General features: G+C 71.5%; 16 protein-coding genes. 14 read left to right on the forward strand and 2 right to left on the reverse strand.

Annotated features, from left to right (window positions below; genetic code table 11):
* Nucleotides 1-23 precede the first annotated feature (23 nt).
* The 13 genes from FB465_RS31705 to FB465_RS31765 all read left to right on the forward strand — a co-directional run bounded on the left by FB465_RS31705 (nucleotide 24) and on the right by FB465_RS31765 (nucleotide 11,713).
* Nucleotides 24-926: an amidohydrolase family protein gene (locus FB465_RS31705; protein WP_145796109.1), complete on the forward strand. Its 903-nt coding sequence runs from the start codon at nucleotides 24-26 to the stop codon at nucleotides 924-926.
* Nucleotides 923-1,966 carry a zinc-dependent alcohol dehydrogenase gene (locus tag FB465_RS31710; RefSeq protein WP_145796111.1) on the forward strand — a complete coding sequence of 348 codons (1,044 nt, stop codon included), beginning with the start codon at nucleotides 923-925 and terminating at the stop codon, nucleotides 1,964-1,966. Before FB465_RS31705 ends, FB465_RS31710 begins: the two co-directional genes overlap by 4 nt.
* A complete protein-coding gene (locus FB465_RS31715) occupies nucleotides 1,963-2,724 on the forward strand; it encodes an SDR family oxidoreductase (RefSeq protein WP_145796113.1) in 762 nt (253 codons plus the stop codon). The genes FB465_RS31710 and FB465_RS31715 overlap by 4 nt, the downstream gene beginning before the upstream one ends.
* Nucleotides 2,721-3,350 (forward strand): bifunctional 4-hydroxy-2-oxoglutarate aldolase/2-dehydro-3-deoxy-phosphogluconate aldolase, encoded by a 630-nt coding sequence (gene eda / locus FB465_RS31720; protein ID WP_145796115.1) that lies wholly within the window; start codon nucleotides 2,721-2,723, stop codon nucleotides 3,348-3,350. The genes FB465_RS31715 and eda overlap by 4 nt, the downstream gene beginning before the upstream one ends.
* A complete protein-coding gene (locus FB465_RS31725; protein WP_145796118.1) occupies nucleotides 3,347-4,384 on the forward strand; it encodes a sugar kinase in 1,038 nt (345 codons plus the stop codon). Before eda ends, FB465_RS31725 begins: the two co-directional genes overlap by 4 nt.
* A 35-nt stretch (nucleotides 4,385-4,419) precedes the next feature.
* Entirely contained in the window at nucleotides 4,420-5,418 is a 999-nt protein-coding gene (locus FB465_RS31730) for an aldo/keto reductase (protein ID WP_145796120.1), read from the forward strand.
* A gap of 47 nt (nucleotides 5,419-5,465) precedes the next feature.
* Nucleotides 5,466-6,317 carry a fumarylacetoacetate hydrolase family protein gene (locus tag FB465_RS31735; protein WP_145796122.1) on the forward strand — a complete coding sequence of 284 codons (852 nt, stop codon included), beginning with the start codon at nucleotides 5,466-5,468 and terminating at the stop codon, nucleotides 6,315-6,317.
* A gap of 76 nt (nucleotides 6,318-6,393) precedes the next feature.
* The gene (locus FB465_RS31740) at nucleotides 6,394-7,161 is read left to right on the forward strand and encodes an SDR family NAD(P)-dependent oxidoreductase (protein WP_145796124.1); all 768 of its coding nucleotides are present in this window, start codon (nucleotides 6,394-6,396) and stop codon (nucleotides 7,159-7,161) included.
* A 2-nt stretch (nucleotides 7,162-7,163) separates the two neighbouring features.
* Nucleotides 7,164-8,153 (forward strand): aldo/keto reductase, encoded by a 990-nt coding sequence (locus FB465_RS31745; RefSeq protein WP_145796126.1) that lies wholly within the window; start codon nucleotides 7,164-7,166, stop codon nucleotides 8,151-8,153.
* Nucleotides 8,153-8,893, forward strand: coding sequence for a (Fe-S)-binding protein (locus tag FB465_RS31750; RefSeq protein ID WP_145796128.1), 741 nt, complete (start codon nucleotides 8,153-8,155; stop codon nucleotides 8,891-8,893). Before FB465_RS31745 ends, FB465_RS31750 begins: the two co-directional genes overlap by 1 nt.
* The gene (locus FB465_RS31755) at nucleotides 8,890-10,338 is read left to right on the forward strand and encodes a LutB/LldF family L-lactate oxidation iron-sulfur protein (protein ID WP_145796129.1); all 1,449 of its coding nucleotides are present in this window, start codon (nucleotides 8,890-8,892) and stop codon (nucleotides 10,336-10,338) included. Before FB465_RS31750 ends, FB465_RS31755 begins: the two co-directional genes overlap by 4 nt.
* Nucleotides 10,335-10,991 carry a LutC/YkgG family protein gene (locus tag FB465_RS31760; RefSeq protein WP_145796132.1) on the forward strand — a complete coding sequence of 219 codons (657 nt, stop codon included), beginning with the start codon at nucleotides 10,335-10,337 and terminating at the stop codon, nucleotides 10,989-10,991. The genes FB465_RS31755 and FB465_RS31760 overlap by 4 nt, the downstream gene beginning before the upstream one ends.
* A 14-nt stretch (nucleotides 10,992-11,005) precedes the next feature.
* Nucleotides 11,006-11,713: a FadR/GntR family transcriptional regulator gene (locus FB465_RS31765; RefSeq protein ID WP_145796134.1), complete on the forward strand. Its 708-nt coding sequence runs from the start codon at nucleotides 11,006-11,008 to the stop codon at nucleotides 11,711-11,713.
* A 124-nt stretch (nucleotides 11,714-11,837) separates the two neighbouring features.
* On the opposite strand, the gene FB465_RS31770 is transcribed toward FB465_RS31765, so the two are convergent.
* Nucleotides 11,838-12,938, reverse strand: a complete 1,101-nt coding sequence (locus FB465_RS31770; protein WP_145796136.1) for an SGNH/GDSL hydrolase family protein — start codon at nucleotides 12,936-12,938, stop codon at nucleotides 11,838-11,840.
* 100 nt (nucleotides 12,939-13,038) lie between these two features.
* A complete protein-coding gene (locus tag FB465_RS31775) occupies nucleotides 13,039-15,729 on the reverse strand; it encodes an RICIN domain-containing protein (RefSeq protein ID WP_145796138.1) in 2,691 nt (896 codons plus the stop codon).
* 753 nt (nucleotides 15,730-16,482) lie between these two features.
* Between FB465_RS31775 and FB465_RS31780 the strand changes: the two genes are divergently transcribed.
* Nucleotides 16,483-18,465, forward strand: a complete 1,983-nt coding sequence (locus tag FB465_RS31780; protein ID WP_145796140.1) for a glycoside hydrolase family 31 protein — start codon at nucleotides 16,483-16,485, stop codon at nucleotides 18,463-18,465.
* Nucleotides 18,466-18,482: the final 17 nt, after the last annotated feature.

Here is an 18,482-nt window from a genome sequence, read left to right on the forward strand (position 1 = left end):
ACCGACCCCACCCGGAGCCTCCCGTGACCTCCACCCAGCCGCCCGTGCTCATCGACGCCCACCACCACCTGTGGGACCTTGCCCAGCGCCCGCAGTCGTGGCTCGACGAGCCCGGCCTGGAATCGATCCGCCGCACCTTCACCCCGGACGACCTGCGCGCCACCGCCACCCAGGAGGTGGCGGGCCGCCGGCTGCACAGCACGGTGGTCGTGCAGTGCATCCCGGACGTGCCCGAGACCGAGGACCTGCTCGCGCTCGCCGCACAGGAGCCGCTGATCGATGCCGTGGTCGGCTGGGTGGACCTCACGTCCCCCGGGGTCGGTGACGACCTCGACCTGCTGCTCGCCGGGCCGGGCGGCAGCTACCTGCGGTCGCTGCGCAGCCTGGTCCAGGGCGAGCCGGACCTGGAGTGGCTGCAGCGGGCCGAGGTCGAACGCGGCCTGGCGGAGGTCGAGAAGCGCGGGCTGGGCTACGACGTGCTCGTCCGCAGCCACCAGCTCGACCAGGCCGCCAAGCTGGCCGAGCGCTTCCCCGAGCTGCCCCAGGTGCTCGACCACGCCGGCAAGCCGGACATCGCCGGCGGCGAACTGGGGGAGTGGGAGCGCCGGCTGCGCCGGCTGGCCGGGCACCCCCAGGTGGTCTGCAAGGTGTCCGGCCTGATCACCGAGGCCGACCACCAGAACTGGACCATCGCCGACATGCGGCCGGTGTGGGACGTCCTGCTGGACGCCTTCGGCCCCGACCGGCTGATGTTCGGCTCGGACTGGCCGGTGGCGAACCTCGCCGGAGGCTGGAACTGCTGGGCCGCCACCGTGGACGTCCTGCTCGACGGGTTCTCCGCCGACGAGACGTCGGCGATCCTCGCGGGCACCGCGACCGCCTTCTACCGCCTCACCCGTACCGAAGAGACTCTGGAATCACGATGACGCTTGCTGTCCGTTACACGGCTGCCCGGACGTTGGACACGGCTCCGGTGGAGCCGTCCGAGCCCGGTCCGGGCGAGGTGCTGCTGGCTCCCGCGTATGTGGGGATCTGCGGCACCGATCTGCACATCTTCCACGGCGACATGGATGCCCGGGTGGCCGCGCCGGCGGTGCTGGGGCATGAGATGGCCGGGCGGGTGGTGAAGGTCGGTGCCGGGGTGGAGGGTTGGCGGCCCGGGGACGCGGTGACGGTGATGCCGCTGGCCTGGGACGGTACCTGCCCGGCCTGCCGGGCCGGCAACTCGCACATCTGCCAGAACCTGGACTTCATCGGCATCGACTCGCCGGGCGCGATGCAGCAGCGCTGGACCGTCCCCGCCGACACGCTGATCCGGCTGCCGGACTCGCTGGCGCTGGACAAGGCCGCGCTGGTGGAGCCCACCGCGGTGGCCGTGCACGACGTCGGCCGGGCCGGGGTGCGGGCGGGCGAGCGGGTCGTCGTGGTGGGCGGCGGTCCGGTCGGCATCCTGATCGCGCTGGTCGCCCGGGCGGCCGGGGCCGAGGTGAGGGTGGTCGAGCTGAGCGCCCACCGGCGCAAGCTCGCCGAGGAGTCGGGCCTTGTCACCTGGGACCCGGCGGCCGAGGACGTCGTCGAGGCGGCGTGGGAGTGGACCGGCGGCGCGGGCGCGGACGTCGCGTTCGAGGTCTCCGGCGCGGCGGCCGGCGTCGACACCGCCGTCGAGGTGCTGGGCGTGCGCGGCCGGCTGTGCCTGGTGGCGATCCACCCGAGGCCCCGCGAGATCAACCTGCACCGCTTCTTCTGGCGCGAACTCACCCTGGTCGGCGCCCGCCTGTACGACCGGACGGACTTCGAGCGGGCGGTGGAGCTGGTCGCCGACGGCACCATCCCGGCCGAGCGGCTGATCAGCAAGGTGGTGCCGCTCACCGAGGCACCCGCGGCGTTCGAGGCCCTGGAGGGCGGCGGCGACGTGATGAAGATCCTCGTGGACTGCACCAGCGACACCGAGGGAGCGAGCGCGTGAACGCCTTCGACCTGACCGGGCGGCTCGCCGTCGTCACCGGAGCCCGGCGCGGCATCGGCCGGGCCATGGCCCGCGCCCTGGCCGAGGCGGGCGCGGACGTGATCGGCGTCAGCGCCAACCTGGAGGAGACCGGCAGCGACGTCGAGAAGGACGTGCTGGCCGCGGGCCGCACCTTCGAGGCGCTCCGCACCGACTTCGCCGATCCGGCGGCGGTGCGGGCGCTGGGCGAGCAACTCGCCGGGCGGGAGCGGCCGGTGGACATCCTGGTCAACAACGCCGGCACCATCCGCCGCGCACCGGCCGCCGAACACCCGGACAGTGACTGGGACTTCGTGCTCCAGGTCAACCTCAGCGCGCAGTTCGCGCTGGCCCGGGCGGTCGGCGGGGCGATGGTCGCGCGCGGCCAGGGGAAGATCATCTTTACGGCCTCGCTGCTCAGCTACCAGGGCGGCATCACCGTCCCCGGCTACACCGCCGCCAAGCACGGCGTGGCCGGCCTGACCAAGGCGCTGGCCAACGAGTGGGCCGGCCGCGGCGTCAACGTCAACGCCATCGCGCCCGGCTACATCGCCACCGACAACACCCAGGCGCTGCAGGACGATCCGGTGCGCAGCAAGGCGATCCTCGAGCGCATCCCGGCCGGACGCTGGGGCCGGGCCGAGGACCTGGCGGGCGCCACCGTCTTCCTGGCCTCGGACGCCGCCGCGTACGTCCACGGCACCGTCCTGCCCGTCGACGGCGGATGGCTGGGCCGATGACCGCCGAAGCTGCCGCTGTGCTGGACGGTGCCCGGGTGGTCCCGGTGCTGACGGTCCGTCAACTCGCTGCGGCCGGACCGCTGGCCGAGGCGCTCGCGGCGGGTGGCGCTCGGTGTGCCGAGGTCACCTTCCGCACCCCCGACGCCGAGCAGGTGCTCAAGACCATGGCCGCGCACGGCGGCCTGGCGGTCGGAGCCGGTACCGTCCTGACCCCCGAGCAGGCCGAGCGGGCGGTCGCGGCCGGGGCGCGGTTCGTCGTCTCGCCCGGCTTCGACGCCGAAGTGGTGGACAAGTGCCGGGAGTTGGGTGTGCCCGTGGTGCCCGGCATCGCCACCGCCACCGAGCTGATGCGCGCCCTGCGGGCCGGCCTGACCACCGTCAAGCTCTTCCCCGCCGAGGCCGTGGGCGGTCTGCGGGCACTGCGCGCGCTCGCGGCGCCCTTCCCGCAGATGCGCTTCATGCCGACCGGCGGGATCGGCCCCGAGCAGCTGGCCGGCTACCTCGCCGAGCCCGCGGTGCTGGCCGTCGGCGGCAGCTGGCTGGCCACGCCCGCGCACCTGGACGCCGGTGCGTACGCGGAGATCCGCCGCCTGACGGCCGAGGCCGTGGAAGCGGGTGCGCGGTGACCGAGGTGGTGGCCCTGGGCGAGGTCATGCTGCGCTTCGACCCGGGGGAGGGCCGGATCAGCACCGCCCGCACCTTCCAGGTCTGGGAAGGCGGCGGTGAGTACAACGTGGTGCGCGGGCTGCGCCGCTGCTTCGGCCGCCGGACGGCCGTGGTCACCGCGCTCGCCGACAACGCGGTGGGCCGGCTCGTCGAGGACCTGGTGCTGCAAGGCGGCGTGGACACCTCGCTGATCCGCTGGACGGCCGACCACGGCATCGGCCGCAGCGCACGCAACGGCCTCAACTTCGTCGAGCGCGGCTTCGGCATCCGCGGCGCCCTCGGGGTGAGCGACCGCGCCCACACGGCCGTCTCCCAACTGCGTGCGGGAGACGTCGACTGGGACACCGTCTTCGCGGGCGGGGTGCGCTGGTTCCACACCGGCGGCATCTTCGCCGGCCTGTCCGACACCACCGCCGACGTCGCCGAGGAGGCGATGGCCGCCGCGCGCCGCCACGGCCTCACCGTCTCGTACGACCCCAACTACCGCCCGAGCCTGTGGGCCGACCGGGGCGGACCCGAGCGGGCCCGCGAGACCGACCTGCGGCTCGCCCCGTACGCGGACGTGGTGGTCGGCGCCCTGGGCCTGGCGGGCAGCCGCCCCGGCGCCGACCGCTTCACCGCCGACCAGGTGCTGGACGCACTCACCTCGGTGGCCGGCCGGCTCCCCGGCGCCCAAGTGCTGGCCACCACCCTGCGCGAGGTCCCCTCGGCCGGCGTGAACGACTGGTCCTCGGCCGCCTGGTCGGCCAAGACCGGTTACGTCCTCGGCCCCTCGATGCCCGGCCTGCACGTCCTGGACCGCATCGGCTCCGGCGACGGCTTCGCCACCGGCCTGATCCACGGCCTGCTCGCCAGTGCCGGTCTGGAGCGCGCCCTCGCCTACGGCACCGCCCTCGGCGCCCTCACCATGACGACGCCCGGTGACGTCGCGATGGCCTCGGCCGCCGAGGTCGAGGCGCTGATCGCGGGTGCCTCCGCCGCCGTCAGACGCTGACCGGCGTCCCCGCCCGTACCACCAGGGAGCACCTCTTGCGCCTCCGGAAGATCAAGAACACACCGGTCGGGGTCACCGAGCTCGGCTTCGGTGCCTCGGTGATCGGCAACCTGTACCGCGTCACCCCGAGCTTCGACGCGGCGGCCGCGATCGACGCGGCCTGGGACGCCAGCATCCGCTACTTCGACACCGCACCGCACTACGGCCTCGGCCTCTCCGAGCGACGGCTCGGTGACGCTCTCCAGGTGCGCCCGCGGGAGGAATACGTCATCTCCTCGAAGGTGGGCAGGCTGCTCGTCCCCAACGAGCGGCCGTGCGGGGCCGACACCGAGGGCTTCGCCGTCCGCGAGGACCTGCGCCGCCAGTGGGACTTCAGCCGTGACGGAGTGCACCGCTCCATCGAGGAGACGCTGGGGCGCACGGGCCTGGACCGCCTGGACGTCGTCTACCTGCACGACCCCGACGACCACTGGCAGCAGGCCGCCGAGGAGGCCATACCCGCGCTGGCCGACCTGCGCGACCAGGGTGTCATCGGCGCCATCGGCGCCGGCATGAACCAGTCGGCCATGCTCACCCGCTTCCTGCGCGAGACCGCCGCCGACGTGGTGATGACCGCCGGGCGCTACACCCTCCTCGACCAGTCCGCGTTGGACGATGTCCTTCCCGCGGCGCAGGAGCTGGGCAAGAGCGTCGTCGCGGTCGGCGTGTTCAACTCCGGACTGCTCTCCCAGGACAGGCCCGCGTCCGGCATGAAGTACGACTACCAGGACGCCTCGACGGACCTGGTCCAGCAGGCGCAGGCCATCGCCGACGTCTGTGAGCAGCACGGCACCACCCTGCCCGCCGCCGCCATCGCCTTCCCGTTCACCCACCCCGCCGTCGTCAACGTCACCCTGGGCATGCGGACCGCCGACCAGGTCGAACGCAACGCGGAGCTCCACCGCCGGCCCGTCCCCGCAGGCCTCTGGGACCATCTGCGCGCCGAAGGCCTGATCAGAGCGGACGTGCCGGGTTCGGGCTCCGACGCCGACTGACAGCTCCCGGCCAGGGAATTCATCCGATGTGTTGATAGGAGTTCGACATGAAGTTGCTTCGGATCGGGGCACCGGGCGAGGAAGTCCCGGCAGTCCGCGGCGAGGACGGACGCGTGTTCGCCCTCTCGGGGCTGACCGGGGACGTCGACGGGGCTTTCCTCGCCTCGGACGGGGTCCAGCGGGCCCGGGCGGCGCTGGCTGCCGGTGAGCTGCCCGAGGTCGACGCCACCGGTCTGCGGGTCGGTGCGCCGGTGGCGCGGCCGGGCAAGGTGGTGTGCGTCGGTCTCAACTACCGTGACCACGCGGAGGAGACCGGGGCGGCCATCCCCGCCCGGCCGGTGGTCTTCATGAAGGACCCGGCGACCGTGGTCGGCCCGTACGACGAGGTGCTGATCCCGCGCGGCTCGGTGAAGACCGACTGGGAGGTGGAACTCGCCGTCGTGATCGGCCGTCAGGCCCGCTACCTCGCCGACCCCACCGACGCGGTGGACTGCATCGCGGGCTACACGATCAGCAACGACGTCTCCGAGCGGGAGTTCCAGCTCGAGTACTCCGCGCAGTGGGACCTCGGCAAGTCCTGCGAGACCTTCAACCCGATGGGCCCCTGGCTGGTCACCGCGGACGAGGTGGGCGACCCGCAGGCGCTCGGCCTGCGCCTGGCCGTCAACGGCGAGCCTCGCCAGGACGGCAACACGAAGAACATGATCTTCGACATCGCCCACCTGGTCTGGTACCTGAGCCAGTACATGGTGCTCAACCCCGGCGACGTGATCAACACCGGCACCCCCGCCGGCGTGGCCCTCGGTCTGCCCGGCACCCCCTACCTGCGTGAGGGCGACGCCGTCGAGCTGTCCATCGACGGCCTGGGCACCCAGCGCCAGACGTTCCGCAACGCGTGAAAGGCACCCCGTTGTCCGCAACCACCGCGCTCCAGGCGCCAACCGACACCCGCCGGTACGACCGGAGGGCGGACGCATGACGGCCACCGATTTTGCGGGACTGACGGCGGTGGTTACCGGCGGCGCCTCCGGGATAGGCCTCGCCACCGCGTCCCTGCTCGCGGAGCGCGGCGCCCGGGTGGCCGTTCTGGATCTCGACCCCGCATCGTTGAAGGAGCCGCTGGTCGGCTTCACCGCCGATGTCAGCGACGACGCCTCGGTCCGTGCCGCGGTCGACGCGGCGGCCGACGCCTTCGGCGGAATCGACGTCGTGGTCAACTGCGCGGGCATCAGCGCGATCGGCACGGTGGAGGACAACCCGGACGAGCAGTGGGGCCGGGTCCTCGACGTCAACCTGGTCGGGGTCGTCCGGACCATCCGGGCCGCCCTGCCGTACCTGCGCCGGTCCGAGAACGCCTCGGTGGTCAACATCGGCTCCATCGTCGTCACCACCGGCCTGCCGCAGCGCGCGCTGTACGCGGCCGGCAAGGGCGCCGTGATGTCGCTGACGCTGTCGATGGCCGCCGACCACGTCCGCGAGGGCATCCGGTTCAACTGCGTCAACCCCGGCACCGTCGACACCCCGTGGGTCGGCCGGCTGCTCGACGCCGCCGCCGACCCGGCCGCCGAGCGCGCCGCGCTGAACGCCCGGCAGCCCACCGGCCGCATGGTCACCGCCGAGGAGGTGGCCGCCGCCATCGCCTACCTGGCCTCCCCCGCGGCCGCCTCGGTCACCGGCACCGCCCTCGCGGTCGACGGCGGCATGGCGGGCCTGCGCCTGCGACCCGCCGAGACGAAGGCCTGACAATGCACCAGAACACCCTCGGGCGGGGGCCGGTGCGGGTCAGCGCACTCGCCTTCGGCGCGGCGGCCATCGGCAACCTGTTCACCCAGGTCACCGACACCGAGGCCGAGCAGGCCGTCACCGCCGCCTGGGAGGCCGGTGTCCGCTACTTCGACACCGCCCCGCACTACGGCCTCGGCCTGTCCGAACGCCGGCTCGGCACCGTGCTGCGCGGCCTGCCCCGCGAGGAGTACACGATCTCCACCAAGGTCGGCCGGCTGCTGGAGCCGTCCGACCTCGGCGGCGACGACCTCGCCAACGGCTTCGCCGTCCCAGCCACCCACCGCCGGCGCTGGGACTTCAGCGCCGAGGGCGTGCGCCGCTCCATCGAGGACAGCCTCGACCGGCTCGGCCTGGACCGGATCGACATCGCCTACCTGCACGACCCCGACGACCATCTGGACCAGGCCATCGGCGAGGCCTACCCGGAGCTGGCGCGGATGCGCGCCGAGGGACTGGTCGGCGCGATCGGCGTCGGCATGAACCAGGCAGAGGCGCCCGCGCGCTTCGTCCGCGAGACCGACCTCGACGTGGTCCTGCTGGCCGGCCGCTACACGCTGCTCGACCAGCGTGGCCTCGTCGAGCTACTGCCGCTCGCCGAGCGGCACGGCGTGTCCGTGGTGGTCGGCGGGGCCTTCAACTCCGGCCTGCTGGCCGACCCGAAACCCGGCGCCACCTTCGACTACGCCGCAGCACCCGACGAACTGCTCAGCCGAGCACTGGAGTTGAAGGAGGTCTGCGAGCGCCACGGGGTGCCGCTGCGGGCCGCCGCGCTGCAGTTCCCGTTCGGCCACCCGGCCGTCGCGAGCGTGCTGGTCGGCACCCGGACCGCGGGCGAGGTGCGGGACGCCGCGGCGATGCTCCACCACCCCGTCCCCGACCTCCTGTGGGCGGAGCTCAAGGAGCGCGGGCTGCTGCCCGAGGACGTACCGACCCCCAGGGAGGCGGGCTGATGCGGATCGCCCTGTTCATCACCTGCTTCAACGACACCATGTTCCCCGGCACCGGCCGGGCCGTGGTCGACGTCCTCGAACGGCTCGGCCACACGGTCGACTTCCCGCAGGAGCAGACCTGCTGCGGGCAGATGCACTTCAACACCGGCTACCGGCCCGACGCCGTCCCGCTGGTGGACCGCTTCGCCCGGGTCTTCGGCGAGTACGACGCGGTGGTCACCCCGTCGGCGTCCTGCGCCGGCATGGTGCGCGAGAACCACCCGGTGCTGGCCGAGGAGCACAGCAGCGCCCGGCTCCAGGCCGATGTGGCGCAGCTGGTGCCCCGGGTCCACGAGTTCACCGAGTTCCTGGTCGACGTGCTGGGGGTGAGCGACGTCGGCGCCGCCTTCCCGCACCGGGTCGCCTACCACCCGACCTGCCACTCGCTGCGCGGCCTGCGGCTCGGCGACCGTCCGCAGCGGCTGCTGAAGGCAGTCAAGGACCTCGACCTGGTCGACATCCCGGCGGCAGACTCCTGCTGCGGCTTCGGCGGGACGTTCGCCGTCAAGAACGCCGACACCTCCACCGCGATGCTCGCCGACAAGATGCGCAGCGTGCTCGACAGCGGCGCCGACGTGCTCTGCGCCGCCGACAACTCCTGCCTGCTGCACATCGGCGGCGGCCTCTCCCGGCAGGGCAGCGCCGTCCGCACCATGCATCTGGCCGAGATCCTGGCCGCGACCGAGGGAGGACCGCGATGACCGGACAAGGTGTGGTCTGGCTCGGCTCCCCGCCGTTCCCGAAGGCCGCCCGCGAGGCGCTGAAGAACGACCAGCTGCGGGCCAACCTGAAGCGCGCCACAACCACCATCCGGGACAAGCGCCTCGCGGTCGCCTCGGAACTGGACGACTGGGAGGCGCTGCGCGAGTCCGCCGCCGCGATCAAGCGCCGCACCGCGCGCCACCTCGACCGGTACCTGCTCCAGTTGGAGGAGTCGGTCACCGTGGCCGGCGGCACCGTGCACTGGGCCGCCGACGCGGCCGAGGCCAACCGCATCGTCACCGAGCTGGTCCGCGCCACCGGCGAACGCGAGGTGGTCAAGATCAAGTCGATGGCCACCCAGGAGATCGGCCTCAACGAACACCTGGCCGAGGCCGGGATCACCGCTTACGAGACCGACCTCGCCGAGCTGATCGTCCAGCTCGGCGACGACCGGCCCTCGCACATCCTGGTCCCCGCCATCCACAAGAACCGCGGCGAGATCCGCGACCTGTTCACCGCCGAGATGGGCAGCTGGGGCCGCCCCGCCCCCGACGGGCTGACCGACGAGCCCGCCGCCCTGGCCGAAGCCGCCCGGCAGCACCTGCGGGAGAAGTTCCTGCGTGCCAAGGTCGCCGTCTCGGGCGCCAACTTCGCCTGCGCAGAGACGGGGACGGTCGTGGTGGTCGAATCGGAGGGGAACGGCCGGATGTGCCTGACCCTGCCGGAGACCCTGATCACCGTGATGGGCATCGAGAAGGTCGTCCCCACCTGGTCCGACCTGGAGGTGTTCCTGCAGCTGCTGCCGCGCTCCTCCACCGGTGAGCGGATGAACCCCTACACCTCCACCTGGACCGGCACCACGGAGGGTGACGGACCGTCGGCGTTCCACCTGGTGCTGCTGGACAACGGCCGCACCGACACCCTCGCCGACACCGTCGGCCGCCAGGCCCTCGCCTGCATCCGCTGCTCGGCGTGCCTCAACGTCTGCCCGGTGTACGAGCGCACCGGCGGCCACGCCTACGGCTCGGTCTACCCCGGTCCGATCGGCGCCGTCCTCACCCCGCAACTGGTCGGCGTCGAGACGGCCGCCTCGCTGCCGTTCGCCTCCACGCTGTGCGGGGCCTGCTACGACGCCTGCCCAGTGAAGATCAACATCCCCGAGGTGCTCACCCACCTGCGGGCCGAGGTCGTCGAGGCCAAGGGCCGCTCCGCCGAGGCGCTGGCGATGAAGGCGGCCGGTGTCGTGCTCGACTCCCCGCGCCTGCTGGGCGCCGCGCAGAAGGCCGCCGCGCTCGGCGGGCGGGTGCTGTCCCGCGACGGGCGGATCGGCCGACTGCCCGGACCGCTGCACGGCTGGTCCGACAGCCGCGACACGCCTGCACCGGCGACCGAGTCCTTCCGTACCTGGTGGCGCAAGAACAAGGAGAACGGGGAGAGCCGATGAGCAGCCGCGAGACCGTCCTCGCCCGGATTCGGGCCGCCCTCGCCGACGTCCCCGCCGAGGAGGCACCGCAGGACGTCCCCGTGCCGCGCGACTACCGGCGCAGCCACGTCCGGCCCGGCGAGGACACCGTTACCCTGTTCGCCGAACGCGTCGCCGACTACCGCGCGAACGTCACCCGCACCGACCGGGCCGGCCTGACCGACGCCATCGCCGCCGCCCTCACCCGGCGCGAGGCCCGACACCTCGCGGTGCCCGCCGGCTTCCCGACCGAGCTGCTGCCGACCGGCGGCTGGGAGTGGCACCCGGAACCGCTGGACGTCCCCGCGCTGGACGGTCTGGACGGCGCGATCACGCTGGCCGCCGCCGGCATCGCCGTCACCGGCACCATCGTGCTCGACACCGGCGCCGGTCAGGGCCGACGGGCCCTCACCCTGGTACCCGACTACCACCTGTGCATCGTGGACGCCGAGCAGATCGCCGACGACGTCCCGGACGCCCTCGCCCGCCTCGACCCCGCCCGGCCCCTCACCTTCGTCTCCGGCCCGTCCGCGACCAGCGACATCGAACTCGACCGGGTGGAAGGAGTGCACGGCCCCCGTACCCTGGACGTCATCGTCGTCGAGTCCGGCCTCGATGCTGCAAGAACCGCATGACCGGGAGGGAAGCCGTGCCAGTCACCGACGAAGCGATCGAGAAGATCAAGGCCATGATCGTGAGCGGCGAACTGCGGCCCGGTGAAAGGCTCCCGAAGGAGGCCGACCTCGCAGAGCGGCTCGGCCTCTCGCGCAACTCCCTGCGGGAGGCCGTCAAGGCGCTCTCGGTCATCCGGGTCCTCGACGTCCGCCAGGGTGACGGCACCTACGTGACCAGCCTGGAACCCGACGTCCTGCTGGACACGCTGGGGTTCATCGTCGACTTCCACCGGGACGACAAGGTCCTGGAGTTCCTGGAGGTCCGCCGCGTCCTGGAGCCCGCCGCCACCGCGATGGCCGCCGGCCGGATGTCCGACGAGGAGGTCGCCGCCCTCGAGGAACTGCTCTCGGGTCTGAGCGGGGACGCGTCGCTCGAGCAACTGATCGACAACGACCTGGAGTTCCACCGCAGGATCGCGGCCGGGTCCGGCAACACCGTGCTGTCCTCGCTCATCGACGGCCTGTACGGCCCGACCCGGCGGGCCCGGGTCTGGCGCGGACTGACCGAGGAGGGTGCGGTGGAGCGCACCCGCCAGCAGCACCGCGCCATCCTCGACGCCATCGCCGGCCGCCGCCCGGACCTGGCCCACGCCTGGGCCACCGTGCACATCGCCGGCGTCGAACAGTGGCTCCGCGGCACCCTCGGCGAGGCAGACTCGGCCCTCGGACTGTCCGGGCAGTGACGCGTCCGCTCCGGGTCGCCGACCGAACCGGCGGCCCCGGCACCCACCGCTTTCGGCGGACGGTCGCGCGGGGCCGCTGTGCGTTTCAGGACGCCCTGGAAGGGTCAGCTCGTGGGAACGGGCGTCATCCGGCGGTCAGGGCGGTCCAGCGCTGGTTGGAGCCGCCGTTGCAGTCCCACAACTGGAGCTGCGTCCCGTCGGCCGTGGAGGCGCCCGGAACGTCCAGGCACCGGCCGGAGAGCGGGTTGCGGTAGCCGCCGTTGTAGGGCTGCCAGACCTGGTTGGCACCGCCGGTGCAGGCCCAGAGCTGCACCTTGGTGCCGTTGGCCGTGCCCCAGCCCGCGGCGTCGAGGCACTTGCCCATCGAGCGAAGGGTGCCGTCGGTATAGGCGGACCACAGCTGGTTGGCGCTGCCGCCGCAGCCCCAGGTCTGGACGGCGGTCCCGTCGGCGGTGCCGGCGCCGTCGACGTCCATGCACTTCCCGGCGAGGCCCGACCGCACGAGTGCGGCGGCAGGGGCCGGGTTCCTCAGCCACCCGGCGCTGTCCGCGGCCTGGATACCGCGATGGAAGACGTCGGCCATCTTCCGGTAGCCCGCGTCGTTGGGGTGCACGGAGTCCGCCAGGTCGGCCGAGGTGAGGCTGCTCATGTCGACGTACGCGACGTGCTTGCCGGCTGCCCGTGCATCGCTCACGATCTGGGGGATGGCCTGGTTGTACGCGGCCCGGTACTGCTCCTCCGTGCTGTTGGTGGACACCACCAGGGAGGCCACGACGACGGTCGCGTCGGGGACGTCGGCGGTGATCTGGTCGACCAGTGACTTCAGCCGGTCGGCGGCGGTGGACGGCTGGTAGTTCCCGCTGAGGTCGTTGGTGCCGATCTCCAGCGTCACGACGTTGGGCCGGTAGCGGGTCAGCGAAGCGTCGGCGAGTGCGGCGATCTGATCGATGCGGTAGCCGGAGTGGCCCTCGTTGTCGGCGTCGGACATCGAACCGCCCCGCACCGAGCCGACGAAGTCCACCGGATGGCCGTCAGCCGCGAGCGCGTCCCACAGCGCGCCGCGGTAGCCGTTGCCCGCGCTGCTCCCCAAACCCCAGGTGATCGAGTCGCCCAGCGGCATGACCCGTAGGGGCGTATCGGTGGCAGCGGAGGCGGGGGTCACGCCGGTCGCCGTCACCCCGAGAACGGCGGTGACGAGCGCGATCAGTACCCGTAACGTGCGCATGCAGGTTTCCTCTTCTCCGTGTCGCAGCAGCTGAACGGTGAGGCCGGAAAGCAGCAGTTTCCGGCCTCACGGTCTGCGGCTCAGGGGGTTGTCACCCTGGTTACTGGATGGTCCAGGCCTGGTGGGACTGGTTCAGGGGCATCCACTGGTCGATGACGGCTGCGTTCGCGGTCGACGCGCCGCTCACCTCCAGGGCCTGCCGGCTCTCGTAGTTGCGGATGAGGTAGCCACCACTGGTCTGCTCGAAGTACCACAGCTGGTTGTTGCCACCGTTGTAGCTGTACTGCAGGACCGCGGTCCCCCTCCAGTGGCTGGAGAAGTTCATGTCGAGGACCTTGCCGCTGTTCCGGCTCACGATCTTGAAGAGCTGGCCGCTGACCGGAACGATGTTCCACTGCTGGTTGGCGCCGCCGCTGCTCGGCCACTGGACGATGCTCGTGCCGTCCGCGGTCGACCCGCCGTAAACGTCCATCGCCTGCCCGCTGTTCACGTTCTTGATCGTGTAGTACGTCGACGGGTTGGTGTTCGGGGTGCCGGTCGAGGCCGCCTGCGCGCCGCCGGTCTGCTGGACGCTGAAGTCGGTGATGTAGAAGTACGCGCCGTCCGTCTTGGCGACCCGCACGTAGCGGAAGGCCTGACGGACGTCGATGTCGCCGGTGAGCGTCGAGGCGAGCGGCAGGGTGCTCGTCTGGCGTCCCAGGACGGTGTAGCTGCCGAAGTTCGGGTCGTTGGAGCCCCGGACCTCGAAGTTGCCGCGGGTCTCGGACTGGTCAAGGTCCTGACGGGTGGTCAGTGCAAACTGGCCGAGCTGGTAGGACTGGCCCAGGTCGACCTGCCACCAGGCCGAGGTGTCGCTGCCGGTCGGGGACCAGCCGGTCGCGCCGTTGTTGTCGACGGCCTTCGAGGGCTCCGTACCGGTGCCGTAGACCGACGATGAGGACGCCGGCTTGTTGTAGGCGAGGTTGGGCCGGGCGGTCATCCACTGGTACGCGGACTCGAGGCCGGAGGCCTTGATGACCGTGTCGCCGGACGTGGTGTTGTTGGTGAGCGTGACGTTGGAGCCGTTGCGGTTCTGGTTGATGAATCCGTCGGTGTGCGACAGGACGTTGTTCGAGAGGGTCATGTTGTCCGACCCCTCGTCCGTGTAGAGGCCGGCCACGGCCGAGCCGCAGGCGGCCGGGCCTCGCACCACGTCGTGGATGTAGTTGCCGTTGAAGACCGTGCCCGGGTCGTTCGAGAGGTGGTAGATGGCGGCGGAGTCGCACAGCCGGTTCATCACGTTGCCGATCCGGTTGTAGCTGACGCTGTTGTTGCCTTCGGCGTTGGCCGCCGACTGCCAGCCCCAGCCGAGCGAGATGCCGGCCCACGGAGTGTCGGAGATGTCGTTGTGGTCGATGGCGGTGCCGTTGACGAAGCCCGCGTTGACGCCCGCCGTTCCGAGGTAGTCCTGACCGGTCCGGGTGATCAGGTTGTTCTTGACGGCGACGTTCTTGACCACCTCGCGGGCGTCCTCACCGGCCGGCGTGGTGGGCGGGTTGTAGACGGTGTGGTACTCCACGGTCGGGTCGGAGAACTTGCCGACCATGATGCCGTTGCCGGCGATGTCGTAGAGGTAGTTGCCGATGGCGCTGCTGTCGTGGACGCCGTGGGACAGGTCGAGGGCGGTGGAGCCCATCTGCGTGAAGGTGTTGTTGGTGAAGGAGACACGATCGGCGTAGGCGGCCTGGACACCGGCCGGCGGACGACCGACGTACTGATTGTTGTTGTTGTCGGCCGAGATGTTGTAGTTGCCGCCCTGGCCGTTGAGGTAGCCGTTGTTGGTCGGCTCCATCCAGGTGGTCCGGGCGAAGGTGATCCCGGAGAACCGCAAGTCGTGGGCGGGGCTGTTGAGGCTGATGCCCTTGACGTCGAAGAGCGTCTGGACGGTCGGCGCCTGCGCGGCGGCCGTGGACATGTCCTCGCCCGGGCGGGGCTTGTAGTAGACGGTCTGCGCGGCCGTGTCGACGTAGAACTCGCCCGGCTCGTTGAGGAACTCGTGGGCGTTCTCGAAGTGGAACGGCGAGCCGTCGGCGAGCTGCGGCCACGGGCGCTGGAAGAGGATGCCGGCCTCGTGGTCCTGGATCGAGATGTTGGCGGTGCTGCCGGAGGTGCTGATCGACTTCAGCCGAAGGTAGCTCTCGCCCCACTGGGTCTCCAGCATCATCTCGACCTGGTTCAGATTGCCCCAGTTCGAGGTCTGCGAGGCGAGCACCTTCAGCAGCTTGTTGGTCTTGTCGCTGCCCTGCAGGTTGAAGTCGGTGCCGGCGTCGGGGTAGCGGGCCCGGGTGGCGCGGACCCCGTTGACGTACAGCTGCCGGAAGTTGGTGGTGCCGATGGACGCCTTGTACTCGCCGTTGGCGGCCGCGGTCCAGCCGGTGATCGACTTGCCGCCGCTGATCACGGGCGTCTCACCGTTGTACGCCTGGTAGACGACCGTGTGGCCGTTGGTGCCCGAGTCGGTGGTACCGAAGGCGATCGGACCGGTGAGGGTGTAGGTGCCCCCGCGCAGGTTCACGACGATGTCGTCGGCCATGTTCGCGTTGATCGCCCGGACCGCGTTCTGCGCGGCCTGGACGGTCCTGAACGCGGAGGCGGTGCTGGTACCGGAGTTGCTGTCGTTGCCGTTGACGGGGTCGACGTAGAAGTTCGTCGCGGCCGCGTAGGCGGGTTGGGCGGGCAGCGTGGCGGCGAGGGCGACGGCTGCCGCTGCCATCGCCTTGACCGTCACCGCACCGATCCGTCGGGGTCTCATCTGTGGTGTCCCTCCTCCAAGCCCCGGTGGCTTATGAGTTGCATTTATCAAGCCCGATGAGTCCCATGTCAAGACGATAGACATCCCTATTTTTCATCACCGAAACACCGTCGACATGAGGATCCGTCAGGTCGAGGCTGAGAAGTTGCAGGTAGAACGGCTATTGTGCGTGCCCTGTTGTAGTGGGATGCGCATGCCAATGCAGATGAGTGCGACTCATGTCCCGTATCACCCGCCCTTGTCAATCCTCAACATCCCGGGGAGCATGTCCCCAGTGGCGCCCGACGGTGGCCGAAGGTGGCCAGGCCCTCGCCGAGGTCGCTGAACCGAAGCCGGTCCACTCTGACCTGTGGCCCGGCAACACCCTCATTCGACCTGGTGGCACACGGCAGGCCTGGACCGCCGGACGGATCGACCACGAGCGGGTGTTCTGGGGCGGCCCCGCCGCCGAACCGGTCTTGACGGCCTTCGGCGGCCACATCGGACCGGACAGTGACCCGGCGGCTGGTTACACTGCAGCAGAAGCGACTTCAGCCCCGGCCCTGCCGCGCCGAGCGGCGCTCCACCAGCCCTACCCGCCCCCCTGCTCCTGGTCGTGGAGTCCACCCCGCTCGGCTACGGACAGGGCCGCCTCGCGTTCTGCCGCCGGATGCTCGCCGACTCCAACGCCCGGCTGCGGGTGGACGGGACGGACAGCTGTGGATCCGGGTCGGTGCTCCTGTTGCGGAAATCGAGAAGAACAGGGGAGTTGTCTTGTCCTACGGCATCCGCGCGGGCGGTCTCGAGCGCCACACCGCCGAAGAGGTCCTCCGCATCGAGCCTTGGGGAGCGCATGCCGTGCGGGTCAGGGCCTCGTCCGGGACCGTCGACCCCGCCGCCCCTGGCGCGCTGGCGACCCCCTCGCCCTCTCCCCGAGCCGAACTGTCCGTTTCGGACGACGGATGCGCCCGTCTGGTCAACGGCCGCATCGTGGTCGAGGCCTCTGCGGACGGCCGACTGAGGTTCTGCCGGGCCGGCTCGGGACGCGAACTCCTGTCCGAGAAGAGCCTGTACGCGCACCAGGCCGGCTCTCGGCTCCACGGGGCGGGCGGCCGGACGGAACAGTCCTTCGAGGCGTACGACGGTGAACGGCTGCACGGCCTCGGGCAGCACCCGCACGGGCGCCTGGACCAGAAGGGCTGTGCGGTCGACCTGGTCCAGGCCAACACCGTCGCGGCCATTCCCTTTCTGCACTCCTCACGCGGCTACGGGCTGCTGTGGAACAACCCCGCCACCGGGCGGGTCGAACTGGGCGCCGACATCACCCGGTGGACCGCCGACGGCGGCGGGCGCATCGACTACTGGATCACCGCCGGCGACACCCCGGCCCAGATCCTGGACGCCTACACCCTGGCCACCGGGCGGCCGCCGCTCCTCCCCGAGTGGGCGTCCGGCTTCTGGCAGTCGAAGCTGCGCTACCGCACCCAGGACGAACTCCTGACCGTGGCACGGGAGTACAAGAAGCGTGGACTGCCGCTTTCCGTCATCGTCTGCGACTTCTTCCACTGGCCCCGGATGGGCGACTGGCGCTTCGAGGAGAGCGAGTGGCCCGATCCGACCGCCATGGTGGAGGAGTTGGAGGGACTCGGGGTGAAGCTCGCCGTCTCGGTGTGGCCCACCGTCGAACCCGGCAGCGACACCTACGACGAGCTTCGCTCGGCCGGACACCTCGTCCAGGACGAGGCCGGCGGCCTGCTCACCTTCCCGTGGCCGTCCCGATACAGCGGCGATGCGCTGATCCGCCCGATGGCGTATTACGACGCCACCAGCCCCGCGGCACGCGCCGCCCTGTGGCAGCGGCTGAACGACAACTACCGTGTCCACGGTGTGGCCTGCTTCTGGCTGGACGCCTGTGAGCCCGACCTTCCCCCGGACCTCGCCGCGCGCGCCGTCTACGCCGCCGGGCCGGCCGCCGAGGCCGCGAACCTCTACCCGCTGGAGCACGCCCGCGCGGTGGCCGACGGCCTGCGCGCGGCGGGGGAGGACCGGCCGCTGTCGCTGATCCGCTCCGCGTGGGCGGGCAGCCAGGCTCACGGGGCCCTGCTGTGGTCCGGCGACATCCCGACCACCTTCGACTCCCTCGCGCGCCAGATCAGGGCCGGGCTGAACGTCGCGATGAGCGGCATCCCGTGGTGGAACACCGACATCGGCGGCTTCTTCGGCGGCCACCCCGACGACCCCGCGTACCGGGAACTGCTGATCCGCTGGTTCCAGTACGGCACCTTCAGCCCCGTCATGCGGCTGCACGGCGACCGCGCGCCCAATCACCCGGCCTTCTCCACGGATATGACCGGCGGGCCGAACGAGGTCTGGTCCTACGGCGAGCAGGCGTACGGCATCCTCCAGGACCACCTGCTGCTGCGCGAGCGGCTGCGCCCCTATCTGCACGCGCTGTCCGAGGAGGCCCACCGCACCGGCGCCCCGCCCATGCGCCCGCTGTTCTTCGACTTCCCCGAGGACTGGCACGCCTGGGACATCGACGATCAGTTCCTGCTCGGCCCCGACATCCTGGTGGCACCCGTGTACCGGGCAGGCGCGCGCACCCGCCAGGTGTACCTGCCGACCGGTGCCCGCTGGCTCGACCCGGTGACCGGACAGGTGTCCGAAGGCGGTACGACGCTCGACGCCGACGCCCCGCTGGGGCGCATTCCCGTCTTCGTACGGGAGGGAGCCGCCGTCGCGCCCGTGCTGCGCTGACGTCCCCGGCGCGGGCG

This window comes from Kitasatospora atroaurantiaca (assembly GCF_007828955.1).
Lineage (GTDB): Bacteria > Actinomycetota > Actinomycetes > Streptomycetales > Streptomycetaceae > Kitasatospora > Kitasatospora atroaurantiaca.

Coding starts and splice junctions, on each gene's coding strand:
- FB465_RS31740 (WP_145796124.1), top strand. CDS start 6,394: ATGACGGCCACCGATTTTGCGGGACTGACGGCGGTGGTTACCGGCGGC.
- FB465_RS31755 (WP_145796129.1), top strand. CDS start 8,890: ATGACCGGACAAGGTGTGGTCTGGCTCGGCTCCCCGCCGTTCCCGAAG.
- FB465_RS31735 (WP_145796122.1), top strand. CDS start 5,466: ATGAAGTTGCTTCGGATCGGGGCACCGGGCGAGGAAGTCCCGGCAGTC.
- FB465_RS31760 (WP_145796132.1), top strand. CDS start 10,335: ATGAGCAGCCGCGAGACCGTCCTCGCCCGGATTCGGGCCGCCCTCGCC.
- eda (WP_145796115.1), top strand. CDS start 2,721: ATGACCGCCGAAGCTGCCGCTGTGCTGGACGGTGCCCGGGTGGTCCCG.
- FB465_RS31775 (WP_145796138.1), bottom strand. CDS start 15,729: ATGAGACCCCGACGGATCGGTGCGGTGACGGTCAAGGCGATGGCAGCG.
- FB465_RS31770 (WP_145796136.1), bottom strand. CDS start 12,938: ATGCGCACGTTACGGGTACTGATCGCGCTCGTCACCGCCGTTCTCGGG.
- FB465_RS31750 (WP_145796128.1), top strand. CDS start 8,153: ATGCGGATCGCCCTGTTCATCACCTGCTTCAACGACACCATGTTCCCC.
- FB465_RS31710 (WP_145796111.1), top strand. CDS start 923: ATGACGCTTGCTGTCCGTTACACGGCTGCCCGGACGTTGGACACGGCT.
- FB465_RS31745 (WP_145796126.1), top strand. CDS start 7,164: ATGCACCAGAACACCCTCGGGCGGGGGCCGGTGCGGGTCAGCGCACTC.